Source organism: Schaalia sp. Marseille-Q2122 (assembly GCF_903645355.1).
Taxonomy (GTDB): domain Bacteria; phylum Actinomycetota; class Actinomycetes; order Actinomycetales; family Actinomycetaceae; genus Pauljensenia.
In genome coordinates this window covers 91207-103522 of sequence record NZ_CAHJXR010000004.1, presented here as the reverse complement: position 1 = coordinate 103522, position 12316 = coordinate 91207, and the positions used below count along the sequence as shown (strand labels likewise).

The window sequence follows — 12316 nt, the reverse complement described above, 5'->3', positions numbered from 1 at the left end:
AGAGTGCAGCTCATGGCTTCCCCCCTGCTCATCACCGTGTGCTGGGTATTCGCACTGCTGTGCACCGCCATCGCGCTCCTCTCCTTCGGCCGTGGCCTTGCCCACCTTGCCCGCCAAATGCGCGCAGGCGCAGCCGACCACACGCGCACCAACCGCCCGTGGAGACGCGCCTGGGGAGTGCTCTCCGCAGCCCTCACCCACCGGGAATTTAAGGGCCGCCCGCTGGTCAAGATCGCCCACTGGGTGGTGATGGTCTCCTTCCCCGTCCTCTTCCTGACGCTCATCACCGGCTACGCTCACCTGCGCGACCAGTCCTGGGCACTGCCGCTCATCGGCCACTTCCCCCCGTGGCTATGGCTCGTGGAGTTCTTCGCCTGGGCCGGTTTCCTGGGAATTATCGCGTTGATGGTGGTGCGCCGTCGCGCAGGACGAGGCTCCCGCGCTGAAGCCGCACTCTCAGGTGACCTTCCCGACGGCGACCCCGACGAAGCTGCCGTGGAGACCCTGCGCGCGCGTCGGCCTCGTCCTCGTGACGGGTCAGCCCAGGGACTAGCCTCCCGCTTCCTAGGCTCAACGCACTGGCAGGCCCTCTTCGTGGAGTGGGTCATCCTGCTGGTGTGCGGGGCTGTCATTGCCCTGCGCGCCCTGGAGTACGCGCACACACTGCTCAGCGTGGCACAGGTGCCAGTCTCCATTGCCGGACCGGCGGCGGTCGCCCACTTCGCGGGCACGGATGGCTTGGAGTGGTGGCGCTTCCCCCTCACCTGGTGGATGGGCTACCCGCTGGCCCTGTGGCTGGCTGGTGGCGCTGCGGTTGGTGGAGGCGCGGTTAGTGGAGCTGCGGCAACTGGCGGCGAGGCTGTTCTTGGCGGGCCCGCGCATGCGGCCGCCAACCTTATTGTGCTGGTGTCCACCTTCAAGATCATCGTCTCCATGCTGTGGCTGACCGTCGTTGGCGTGCAAACCTCCATGGGCGTCGCATGGCACCGATTCCTTGCCGTCCTCAACCTCTACTTCCGCCGCAACGCTGACGGCACGAAATCCCTGGGGCCCGCGGCGCCGATGCTCGTCAACGGCCAACCCATGGTGGACCTCGACGCCCTGGACGCCCTAACGGAGGACGAGGACGCCGAGGTAATTCTGGGCGTCGGCACCGCCGAGGACCTCACCTGGAAGGCACGCCTGGACCTGTACTCGTGCACCGAATGCGGCCGCTGCCAGGAACTCTGCCCCGCGTGGAACACCGAAAAACCCCTCTCCCCCAAGCTGCTGGTATTGTCCCTGCGCGACCACGTCCACTCCATCTCCTCCCTGGAAATCAGCGAGCGTGAGGTCACCGACGCAGAAGTGCCCGGCTCGCGCGGCGTCGCTGACCTGGCTGAGGATGAGATGCTCCTGGAAAAGGGTATGGAGCCCTCCCCGCACTCCTTCGACCTACTCACCGCCCTGTCCGCCTCGGGAGCAACCGGGCCTGCAGGCGTTGCCGACGTTGCCGCCCCCCTCGTCCCCGATGTCATTGACGAGGGCGTCCTGTGGGACTGCACCACCTGCGGCGCCTGCGTTGAACAGTGCCCCGTAGACATCGAGCACGTCGACCACATCCTTGACCTGCGCCGCCACCAGGTACTCATGGAGAGCGCCTTCCCCCGCGAACTCTCGCGCGCCTTCCGCGGCATGGAATCCAAGGGCAACCCCTACAACCAGCCCGCACGCAAACGCATGGAGTGGGCGAAAAACCTCGACTTTGATGTGCCCGTGGTGGGAGAAGATATTGAGGACGCCAGCGAGGTTGACTACCTGTTCTGGGTGGGCTGCGCGGGCGCCTACGACGACAAGGCTAAAGCCACCACTGCAGCCGTCGCCGAACTCCTGCACACTGCCGGGGTGTCTTTTGCAGTGCTGGGCTCAGGTGAGTCCTGCACAGGCGACCCGGCGCGCCGAGCCGGTAACGAGGTGCTCTTCCAGATGCTGGCCTCCGCCGCCATTGAGGCTCTGACGGATGCGAAAGCTCAGCGCATTGTCGTCACCTGCGCTCACTGCTTTAACACCATCGCCGGGGAGTTCACACAGCTTGGCGCACGTTTTGAGGTCATTCACCATACGCAGCTGCTTAACCGCCTGGTGCGGGAGGGCCTGCTGACACCCGTGGCGCCCGGGGCTGAGAGGACTGCGGCAGGTGCTGGGAAGCATGCGGCGGTAGATGGTGGGACTGGCTCCGTCGTGGCTGCTGGGGCTGAGGCTGCCGATGGGGCTGAAAGTCTTGATAAGACCCCTGCGCCAACTATCACCTACCACGACCCCTGCTACCTTGGCCGACACAACCGCGTCTACGAGGCGCCTCGTGAATTGCTCGGAGCCCTGGGCGTCAACCTGGTCGAAATGCCCCGCAACCGCGAGCGCGCCCTATGCTGCGGCGCGGGTGGTGCACGCGCCTGGATGGAAGAAACCCGCGGCATCCGCATTGCTGATGCCCGCATGGTTGAGGCAGCCTCCACCGGAGCTGACATTGTGGCCACCGCCTGCCCTTTCTGTTCTCAGATGCTCGGCTCGGCAACTGGTGCGAGTGCCGGCTTTACGTCATCGGGCGCTTCTGCTGCTTCTTCTGCCGGGGACGGCGCAGCTGGTGACGGCGCAGCTGGTGACGGCGCCCGCGCTTCTTTGCCGCAGGTGCGTGATGTGGCCATCATGATGCTTGAGGCAGTGCGCCGAGGCAAGCAACTTGAACAGGACTGATTACCTCCTCTCCTTAGGCCGATGGCGTGAACAGGACTGATTGCCTCTTCTCTTTGGGCCGGTGGCGTGGGCTACTGGCGTGGGCCGCTGGCGTCCACTCGCCTACGCTTCGCTCCGGCTCCGATGCCTAACCGCGCCATGGGTAGCTCTTGGCGCCACTGGCATGGATTGACACCACTGGTACGGATCAGCGCCACCGGTACACGGCATACCTCATACCAACGGCGCTCAACCATACCCATAACGCCGGAACCTACCTACAGTGCCGGGGCATACCCATAATGCCGAAACCTGCCTACAGTGCCGGAGCATACCCACAACCCCAAAACAGCACCTTCTGACACCACAGGTGCGACTCAGAGCTACTGGTACGGATCAGCGCCACCGGTACACGGCATACCTCATACCAACGGCGCTCAACCATACCCATAACGCCGGAACCTACCCATGACACTGGAACCTGCCTACAGTGCCAGAGCATGGCCATAATGCCGAAACCTGCCTACAGTGCCGGAGCATACCCACAACCCCAAAACAGCACCTTCTGACAACACTGGGATAGATCAGCACCACAGGCACGACCCAGCACCACTGGCACGGCTCACCGCCATACGCCATTTCAGGTTGCGATCAGGAACCCGTCCTCATCGATGAGCGACCCGCCGGTCAGGGTTGCCACAGCAACGGCTGCACGCTCAACATCAACGGCCGCAACGGTCCTCTCGAAGGCGAACTCAGCGGAAATATCCTTATCAAGGGCAGCTGCAATAGCTTTGACCCCGCCGGAGGGAATCCAGCGCAGGCGATATTCGACGATGACGCCATTGGTCCAGGGCTCCCACCGCAGAACGCGGGGCGGGCTGGGGACGCGGCGAACTTCAATCGTCAGCTTGCCGCCACCTGCCACAGGTGACACCAGGGCATACCCGTCGACAACCATTGGCTGACGGGCGGCCTCCTCGCGAGCTTTCTGAAGGACCTGAGCGACTTCCTCTGACATGGGTTTCACCCCCGCCATGACTGAGGCAATTCGACGCACTTCACGGGGGGACGAGGCGACGCGCGCCTCAACGGGAATATCACGTGAGTCCATGATCTGCGGAAATTCAGACTGGAGGCAGTCGAGGAGTTCAGCAGGGTCGATCCAACGCGGGGAGTAGACGGCCATGTGCACGGCCGAGTCAGGGTCAGGCATCATGACCAGGCCAGATCCGGAGATACGCAGTGCTCCGGCGAGGCGGCGCGCCATTCGAGCAAGTGCCAGCAATGACTTGTGTTCAAGTCCGAGGGGCAGGCCATCAGGGAAAGCTCGAGCCCATTCGTCCCTCTCGATCACGTCAGGCGAGGGCGCACGACCACGCAGCGGGGAACACTCCAGCAGCCAAATGTGGCTCAGATGTGTGGGCAGACCAAGGGCAACACTGAGTTCTCCGTCAATGCTCCAAGGACCTTGCAAGTAAGCATCGCCGGTGAGTTTCAGGCGCCCAGGTTCAACCCACTTTGCTTCATCCCAGATGGATACGGCAAGGGCTTCAAGTTCGTCGCCGTCAACCTCGTCACTGACAGCGAAGAGGTGGTAGGAAGCCGCTTTTTCTGCGTCGAGAAGGCGCCCAGACGAGACGACATCCACGACGGGAACGAGACCGGTAGCGGTGAGTTCCTCGTTAAAAACACCGTCAGTGAGCATCGTGTAGGCGCCCGTCATACCTTCAACGAAGGTGTCACCGGGTGCGGAGACGCCGCCGTGCCCGACGGGCACTCCCAGGAGGGGCGTGCCCGTCCCCTCAAGATTGATCGGGGGAGCGCTGGCAAGGCGGTCGCGCATGGAACGGCGTTCAGGGATGGGGGCCGACTCGCCTTCTTGTGGGGTTCCCGCTTCGGAGTCGTGACCAGACTCAGACGGTACTTCGGCCGAAGGGGATGCGTCGTCAGGGAGCCCCTCAGGCGAAGAGGGCGTTGAGGCCGGAGCCGCCTGCCCAGAACGATCCGCACGCTGCGGCAAAGCTGCCATCGCGGTGGCCTCGTCAATTGCGTGCGGGTCCGCGCCCTTAGCGTGGAGGGAGCGACGCGACGGGAAATCCGGGATCTGCCGTTCAGTGACCATCGGCAATCCGCGTGCGAGTGAAGCGTTCATGCGAGCGCGAGGCCGTGGGGCCACGCTGCCCCTGGTAGTGGGAGCCTCTCTCTTGCGACCCGTAGGGGTGCTCCGCCGGGGAGGACAGGTCGAAGAAGCACAGCTGGCCGACCTTCATGCCCGGGTAGAGCAGGATCGGCATGGTCGCCGTATTCGACAGCTCCAAGGTGACGTGGCCGGAGAAACCGGGGTCGATGAAACCGGCGGTGGAGTGGGTGAGTAGCCCCAGGCGCCCCAGGGAGGACTTGCCTTCCAGGCGGGCGGCGATATCGTCGCCGAGGGTGACGCACTCGTAGGTTGCGCCGAGGACAAACTCGCCGGGGTGGAGGACGAAAGGTTCGTCTGGGCCAACGTCCACGAGACGGGTGAGGTCGCTCTGATCTGCCGCAGGGTCAATCACCGAGTAGCGGTGGTTGTCGAAGAGGCGGAAGAACCGATCCAAACGCACGTCAATGCTTGCAGGCTGCACGAGGCTGCGGTCGAGGGGATCGAGGTGGATACGCCCCGAGTCCAGGCCCTGCACAATGTCGCGATCAGAAAGAAGCATGTGGCTATTGTCGCACGCGTTTTGTGGCTTGTGTGGGGCAAAACGTCTTTCAAGCTGTGCACTAAGAGGCACGCCGCCGCCGCTTTTCAGTATCCTGTCCCCCATGTCCGAACACGCAGCCTTCCTTCACGAGGCGATCATCAGCTGGTATGACCACCATGGTCGCGACCTGCCGATGCGGAGCCCATCGGTGTCTGCGTGGGGGACTCTGGTGTTTGAGGTGATGAGCCAGCAGACGCCGATCCCGCGCGTCCAACCCATCTGGGTGCAGTGGATGGAGCGTTGGCCAACGCCTGCGGATTTGGCGGCAGCCTCGCCAGCGGAGGTGTTGGTGGCGTGGGATCGTTTGGGTTATCCGTCGCGGGCGCTGCGTTTGCGCGAGTGCGCCGAGGCGATCGCCACCTCCTACGAGGGCGAGGTGCCCTCCTCTTATGAGGAGCTGCTGGGCCTGCCGGGGATCGGGCCTTATACCGCCTCAGCCGTCGCGTCTTTTTCCTACCACCAGCCGGTTCCTGTGTTGGATACGAATATCCGCCGGGTCTTGGGGCGGGTGTTGGATGGGGTGGAGCGCCCGCCTGCGTCTGCGCCCGGGCGGGTCGAGGTGGCCCGCGCCGCCGCTTTGGTGCCCGCCGACGGGGACGAGGCCGCCGCGTGGAATGTGTCGATTATGGAGCTGGGTGCGTTGGTGTGCACGGCTCGCTCGCCCCTGTGCCAGGCATGTCCGGTTGACGAGGTCTGCGCGTGGCGGGCTGCCGGGTATCCGGCGGCTCCGGGGAAGAAGAGGACGCAGGCCTGGGCGGGCACGGATCGACAAGCGCGGGGCCGAGTGATGGCTGCTTTGCGGGCGGCCCATCAGAAGCTGGAGGCGTGGGACGAGGATGGCCGGTCTGGCCTGGGCGAGGGCCCCCGGTCTGGCCTGGGCGAGGATGGCCGGTCTGGCCTGGGCGAGGGGCCCCGGTCTGGCCTGGGCGAGGATGGCCGGTCTGGCCTCGCCGAGGGCCCCCGGTCAGCCGTCCCCAATGTCGGCATCACCATGGAGCAGGCTCTCAAGGCTGCAACACTACCGGGCGCCGACCCCACCCAAGCTCAACGCGTACTTGAAGGGTTGCTGCGCGACGGCCTCGTCAGTCAGAGCCCGGACGGCTGGATTCATCTCCCGCGCTGAGGGAGCCTGCAGGCGCTGGCAGTGTCGCGCCTACTGCGGATTGGCCGCAGAGCGCGGCTCGCCCACCGGCAGCGAGGCCGGGCGCGCGGCCCGACCTCGCCGACAAGTGCACAGACTCTTCACAGGAGGCGCGCGGGTGACCTCGTCAATCCTGAGAACCCCATCGCAGAGCGCTTACTTGTGGGTTTCCAGCGCCCGCTGTTCGGCGCGGCTCTCCGCCAGGGCGTGACGGCCGTCAGCCAGGCCGTAGAAGGAGAACAGGACGAAGAGGATTGTCACCGCACCCGTGCCGATCAGGATAGTCTCCACCGAGAAAGTGTCAGCCAAGGGCCCAAAGACGGCCATCCCCAAAGGCATTCCCAGAGTGAAAACGATCGAGACGAGGGAGAACACGCGGCCCATGAAAGCCGGGTCAGTGTGCTCCTGGAGGGCCGTGGTCGAAGGCGTGCTGAACACAGGGACAAGCAAACCAGCGGTCGCGTTCAAAGCCAGCACAACGTAAACATTGGGGGCAACACCCATTGCCATGCCAAGCAGACCAAAGATGACCGACGACACCAGCAAGAGATGCATCTTCGAACGCTTGATCAACATGCCAACAAGCATGCCGCCAAGAGCCATGCCCAAGGAGAACGCGACCTCAACACCGGTGAGCATCCACACCTCGCCACCAAAGCTTCGCGTCACCATCAGCGGCACTAGGAAGTTCGGTGCCACGATCAGCACAAACACCACGGCGTAGACGGTCAGAAGCCAGCGAATAAAGCGATGGGTGAAGGTGTAGTGCAGGCCAGCGAAAAGATCACCCATGAGGGATTTGCGCTCGGGGTTGTCAGGAAGCTTCGGGATCGGCACAAAGGCCATGACGCCAATACCAATCACCGCAGTCACGACGTCAACGAAGAAGGTGGGGACAATGCCACCCAGGCCGTAGATAGCGCCGCCTGCTGCGGGGGAGAGCAGGGCCATGACTCCTTGGATGGAGGCGTTGATGCCGTTGACGCGCATCAGCTGGTCGGCGGGCACAATCGAGGGGATCGCAGCGCTGACCGCAGGGTTTTGGAAGCCTGAGCCGATGGAGCGAATGGTCACGGCTGCGAGGATGATCCACAGGTCAGTGATGCCTGAGACCATGATCAATGCCAACGCCAGGGTGGTGATCGCAATGATGGCGTCAGGGATGATGATGAGCAGTTTGCGGTTCATGCGGTCCGCCAGGGTGCCACCAAAGAGCGAGAGCAGGCCTTGCGGGACGAAGGCGAAGATCGCGTAGAGCATGACCACTAGACCCGATTGGGTTTCCAGGGTCAAGTACCACATGACGGCGAATTGGACGATGGAAGAGCCGAACATGGAGATGCTCTGGCCGACGAGGAACAGTGTGACCGTCCTCTTCCAGTGCGTGAAGCGCGAGGCGTCCGCAGGTGCCGAGGTCTCGGTGGCGCCGTGAGTTTCTCGTGGGGCGGCGTCTTTACTGGAAGAAGTCGCAGTGCTGTCCTGGTGTTCCATTGTTCTTCTTTCTTTTCCCTGCAGTCGCCTCGGCGCAGTAATCCATCCAGGTTTTCTCTTCAGCAAGTGCTGGTGGTCACCCGCACGATCGCCATAGCCTGGTGGATCATCTGGCATTGGGCGGCAAGAGCGATCCCCTGTTTTACGGGGTCCGACTGCGGAAGCTTGGATGCTCAACGCTGTGGGGCGGGTCAGAGAACTGCGCTGATTAACGGTGACTTTTCACGTCACTTCAATTGCTCGTTACTTTTCCTCCCCCAAGCCTACGGCAGGTTTCCTGAGAGCTGCTATCTGAATGCTGGCGATGTTCACCACCCACCACACCCGTGTTTCACGCGTGAAACACGGGTGGTGCTCTCTGGAAATGGTGTGCTCGTAGACAAGACGCTCCTACTTGCTGCAGCTGAGCTTCCGGTGTGTTTTAGCGTCATGGGTATGCTTTAGCGCTAATGGTATGGGGTGTGCCCTGTACCAATTGCGCTGAGCCACACCAATAGCGCTGAGCCCTACCAATAGTGCCGAGCCACACCAATAGCGCTGAGCCACACCAATAGTGCCGAGGCTGCCCAAATCCTCCCTGCCCGATGGGAGCGGCGTTGCAGTTTCTGGGGGTTATGCGGTGTGAAAACTACAACGCAGTGTGCAAACCGGTGCCTTGCAGACACACCGGTGACTCACCCGCAACCGGCACAACAACAAGCCACCGGTGTAGGCAGAAGGAGCAGCGAGGCCGGACACGTGCGGTGCGGTTGGGCATAGGAGCCGGCCGCACCGGGCTGGCGTTATGGGAGCGGCGTTGCAGTTTCTGGGGGCTATGCGGTGTGAAAACTACAACGCAGTGTGCAAACCTGCGCACAAGCGCCCCACCCGGGCGGCCCTACAGACCGCAGATGGGGCGCTTGCGCACACTCAGCTCAGTAGCGAATAGCGTCGATCGGCTTGACCCGCACCGCAGCAAGTGCCGGGATAATCCCACACAGTGCGCCGATACTTGTCGAGATACCCACGCCAGCCAGGGCTGCACCGAAGGGGAAAGGCGGACGATCTTGCAATACGATATCCATGGCTTCCAGGGGCAGCAGTCGCAAAATCACAATGGCAATACCCACGCCGATGACGCCGGCAACGAAGGTCGCCACAACCGATTCCATGAACACCGCGAAGAATACTCGCTTGGCGGAGGCACCCATGGCGCGTCGGATGCCGATCTCACGGATACGTTGGCGGACGGTCACGATGGCGACATTGAGCAGGCCCAGGGCACCGAGCAGGATGACGATGGCGCCGATGCCCATAATGACGGTGTTGACCATCTGCAGGCTACCTTGGCCCATGTCGAAGCCTTCACCGCCGCTGGCATTCGCTTCCCAGCCGGGCCCCATGACGGAGCCCAATGCGGCGGGCAGGATGCGGCGTGCTTCCTTGGCTTGTTCTTCACCGACCCACACCATCATGGTGACATTGGGGCTGTCAGTGTTGCTCTTGCCGACGTTCATGTAGCGCCAGGAGTCGTAGAGCGTGTACATCTCGGGCCCGTCCCAAGAGGACTTTGCTTTGATGACGCCGACGACGCGGAACATGCGGTCACTGTCGTCATTGGCAGAGATCACCATGGGGTCACGCAGGTCGGGTTGGCCGAATTGGTCCCACATAATCGAGTTGATGACGACGGGTGCGACCCGCTGGTCGACGTCGGAGTCTTGCAGCCAACGTCCCTGAATCATCTTGAGGCGGAAGATCACCTGATAGTGGGGGTCAACAGCCTTAATAGAGGGGTCCATGAATCCCCACAAGGGTGGGGTGATGGGCTTGTCGCGGTAGAAACCCGTGTTGGATGCTTCGGTGAATTCGCGGATGGAGATGGAGCTTTGTTCCACGCGCGACCAGTAGGGGATTGTGAAGCGGTCGGCCACGGTTTTCATGGCGTCACCGAAGGGGTCAAGAGGTTTGCCGGTGATGTCTTCACCGCGACCGGCAGGCTTGTCATCCTTCTTTTCTTCAGGGATGGGGGCGAAGGGGATCATCATCCCACCGTCGATGGCGACACCTCCGCCTCCTCCGCCGTAGTCGCCACCGGCGTCGCCCTCGTCAGCCTTCTTGGAAAGGTTCAGGTGCAGCGTGACGGAGCGGCCGGCTGCGGCTTCTTGCATCTCGTCCAGGGATTGGGAGAGCAGGGAGCCCAGGGCGATGACGGTGGACATGGCGGCCACAGCCGCGACGACGCCAACGAGGGAGAGGATGACGCGGGCCTTTTGGACCTTCACTTCTCCCCAGGCTTCGACGAGGGCGCCGATGATTTGGTTGAGGGCGTGCATCATGCCTCCTTCACGAAGGGCGAGGACGAGGGGTGGAGCACACCGTCGTACAGTTCGTAAATGGTGTCGGCACGCGCTGCCACATTCATGTCGTGGGTGATGGTGATGAGCGCGGCGTTACGTTCGCGCACGACCTCTTCGAGCAGGTCCATGACGAGGCTGCCTGTGTCGGGGTCGAGGGCGCCGGTGGGTTCGTCAGCGAGGAGGATCTTCGGCTGACGGACGAGGGCGCGCGCAATGGCGATACGTTGCTGTTCACCGCCGGACATTTGGGTGGGGTAGGAGTCGAGGCGATCTCCCAGGCCCACGCGGTCAAGCATGGCGGCGGCAAGCTCTTTGCGGCGCCAGAATTGCATGCCTGTGGCGTAGAGGAGGGGCACTTCAACATTTTCGAGGGCGGTGCGCGCATTGAAGATGTTGAACTGCTGGAAGACGAATCCGAAGAGGTCGCCGCGCATGCGGGCCCGGCGGCCTTCGGAAAGGTTCACGGCGTCGCGTCCGTCAATGGTGTAGGTGCCGGAATTGGGCTTATCAAGCATGCCCATGGTGTTGAGCAGCGTGGACTTGCCGGTGCCGGATCGGCCGACGATGGTGACGCGTTCGCCGGGTTCAACTTCCAGGTTGACTCCGCGCAAAATGTGCAGGTCAGAGCCGTCTGGAAGAACCACGGTGCGCGTGATTTCTTTCAGCTCAATGAAGGACATTACTTTGCCTCTTCAGTGGCTGCGCCGTCAGCAGGCATGGCTTCAGAGTCGAGGGCGCCCTCTTCTGTCATCATGCCTTCGTCACCGGGCATGAACATTCCGTATTCGCTCTTGTCTTCAACGATCTTGCCGGGAACGAATTCGAGGATTTCCTGGTCTTCCTTGAGGCCTTCGATGATTTGGACGCGCTTGCCGTCGGTGAGGCCAAGCTTGACGGGGATCTTGACGGGCTGGCCGCCAGCTTCTGCCGGGCCGTACACGGTGCCCTGCTCGAAGCGGCCTTCCACTGCGGAGATGGGGACGGTCATGACGTCAGCAGCTTCACCGGCGATGAGGGCCATGGTAACCTGCAGGCCGGGGAAGACGGTTTGACCATCGGGCACAGCGCAGCGAGCTTCAATGCTGGTTGAGGAGTTGTTGCCCTGAGCATCGCCGTCCTTATTGCTGGTAGTGCGATTTTGCGGGGTGTCGATGCGCACGCCGTTACATTCAAAGGGCGCGGGGCCATTCTTGATAGTGATGGTGGCCTTGTCGGGCAGGTTCTGCACGCGGTACATCTGGTCGGGGGTGAGGGTGGCGACGGCCGAGAAGGTGGGAGGCTGGACAGAGCCGAGGGATTCACCGACGTTGACCTGTTGAGTGAGCAGTGCGGTGAGGTTGATCTTGCCAGAGGTCGGCGCTGTCACCCATTCGTTCTTCCACCAGTTTTTCCCTGGCTCGGTGATCTTGTTGCCTTCCTCATCGACGCGTTCGATGGGGTCGCCTTCCATTTCCTTTTGGATGAGCAAGATGGTGTCGCCTGCGCTGACCTGGTCACCGTTGTTGACATAGATTTCGGTGATCTCACCGGCCAGCGTTGCTTTAATGGCAGGCGCGGGGTCGGATTGGATAGTGCCTTCGAGGGTGACGGTGTTAGTGATGGTGCCGCGCTCTGGGGTGATGGTGATTTGGCCGTAGCTTCCTGCCGGGTCCAGGGGCATTGCTTCATCGGTGGATTGTGCCGGGAAGAACGCGAATTTCACCATGGCAATCGCAATGATGAACAAGAGGACGGTTTTCACGATTGACATGGCGATGGCGCCACGGGAACGGTAAGTGGTCACGAGGACTCCTTGCAGGAGGGGGCCGGGTGATGCGCGCATCACGCACAAGAATGAGTTGAGGTAATCCTAACGACCTGCAGGGAGGTATTTGAAGGCACTTCCTGGC

At 62.5% G+C, this 12316-nt stretch carries 8 protein-coding genes; 2 read left to right on the top strand and 6 right to left on the bottom strand.

Translation table 11 applies throughout. The annotated features are described in order from the left end of the window. Nucleotides 1–12 precede the first annotated feature (12 nt). On the top strand, nucleotides 13–2733 hold the full coding sequence (locus tag HWX48_RS04870; protein WP_175955193.1) for a (Fe-S)-binding protein: 2721 nt from the start codon (nucleotides 13–15) through the stop codon (nucleotides 2731–2733). A 619-nt stretch (nucleotides 2734–3352) separates the two neighbouring features. Here the strand turns inward: HWX48_RS04870 and HWX48_RS04865 are convergent. Continuing rightward, nucleotides 3353–4867, bottom strand: coding sequence for a hypothetical protein (locus tag HWX48_RS04865; protein WP_175955191.1), 1515 nt, complete (start codon nucleotides 4865–4867; stop codon nucleotides 3353–3355). Continuing rightward, nucleotides 4827–5414 (bottom strand): dCTP deaminase, encoded by a 588-nt coding sequence (dcd, locus tag HWX48_RS04860; RefSeq protein ID WP_175955189.1) that lies wholly within the window; start codon nucleotides 5412–5414, stop codon nucleotides 4827–4829. The genes HWX48_RS04865 and dcd overlap by 41 nt, the downstream gene beginning before the upstream one ends. A gap of 175 nt (nucleotides 5415–5589) precedes the next feature. On the opposite strand from dcd, the gene HWX48_RS04855 reads away from it, so the two are divergent. Further along, nucleotides 5590–6579 carry an A/G-specific adenine glycosylase gene (locus HWX48_RS04855; protein ID WP_254872988.1) on the top strand — a complete coding sequence of 330 codons (990 nt, stop codon included), beginning with the start codon at nucleotides 5590–5592 and terminating at the stop codon, nucleotides 6577–6579. Between the two features lie 174 nt (nucleotides 6580–6753). Here the strand turns inward: HWX48_RS04855 and HWX48_RS04850 are convergent, their stop codons facing one another. The 4 genes from HWX48_RS04850 to HWX48_RS04835 form a co-directional block, all read right to left on the bottom strand. After that, nucleotides 6754–8088, bottom strand: coding sequence for an MFS transporter (locus HWX48_RS04850; RefSeq protein WP_175955187.1), 1335 nt, complete (start codon nucleotides 8086–8088; stop codon nucleotides 6754–6756). 914 nt (nucleotides 8089–9002) lie between these two features. Further along, nucleotides 9003–10403 carry an ABC transporter permease gene (locus HWX48_RS04845; RefSeq protein ID WP_175955651.1) on the bottom strand — a complete coding sequence of 467 codons (1401 nt, stop codon included), beginning with the start codon at nucleotides 10401–10403 and terminating at the stop codon, nucleotides 9003–9005. Beyond that, nucleotides 10403–11107 carry an ABC transporter ATP-binding protein gene (locus tag HWX48_RS04840; RefSeq protein ID WP_175955185.1) on the bottom strand — a complete coding sequence of 235 codons (705 nt, stop codon included), beginning with the start codon at nucleotides 11105–11107 and terminating at the stop codon, nucleotides 10403–10405. Before HWX48_RS04840 ends, HWX48_RS04845 begins: the two co-directional genes overlap by 1 nt. Then, complete coding sequence (locus tag HWX48_RS04835) at nucleotides 11107–12210, bottom strand: efflux RND transporter periplasmic adaptor subunit (protein ID WP_175955183.1); 1104 nt, start codon at nucleotides 12208–12210, stop codon at nucleotides 11107–11109. The genes HWX48_RS04840 and HWX48_RS04835 overlap by 1 nt, the downstream gene beginning before the upstream one ends. Nucleotides 12211–12316: the final 106 nt, after the last annotated feature.

What these genes read in the sequence shown, in the direction of transcription:
- HWX48_RS04870 (WP_175955193.1), top strand. Translation starts at nt 13, where the DNA reads ATGGCTTCCCCCCTGCTCATCACCGTGTGCTGGGTATTCGCACTGCTG.
- HWX48_RS04865 (WP_175955191.1), bottom strand. Translation starts at nt 4,867, where the DNA reads ATGAACGCTTCACTCGCACGCGGATTGCCGATGGTCACTGAACGGCAG.
- dcd (WP_175955189.1), bottom strand. Translation starts at nt 5,414, where the DNA reads ATGCTTCTTTCTGATCGCGACATTGTGCAGGGCCTGGACTCGGGGCGT.
- HWX48_RS04855 (WP_254872988.1), top strand. Translation starts at nt 5,590, where the DNA reads ATGCGGAGCCCATCGGTGTCTGCGTGGGGGACTCTGGTGTTTGAGGTG.
- HWX48_RS04850 (WP_175955187.1), bottom strand. Translation starts at nt 8,088, where the DNA reads ATGGAACACCAGGACAGCACTGCGACTTCTTCCAGTAAAGACGCCGCC.
- HWX48_RS04845 (WP_175955651.1), bottom strand. Translation starts at nt 10,403, where the DNA reads ATGCACGCCCTCAACCAAATCATCGGCGCCCTCGTCGAAGCCTGGGGA.
- HWX48_RS04840 (WP_175955185.1), bottom strand. Translation starts at nt 11,107, where the DNA reads ATGTCCTTCATTGAGCTGAAAGAAATCACGCGCACCGTGGTTCTTCCA.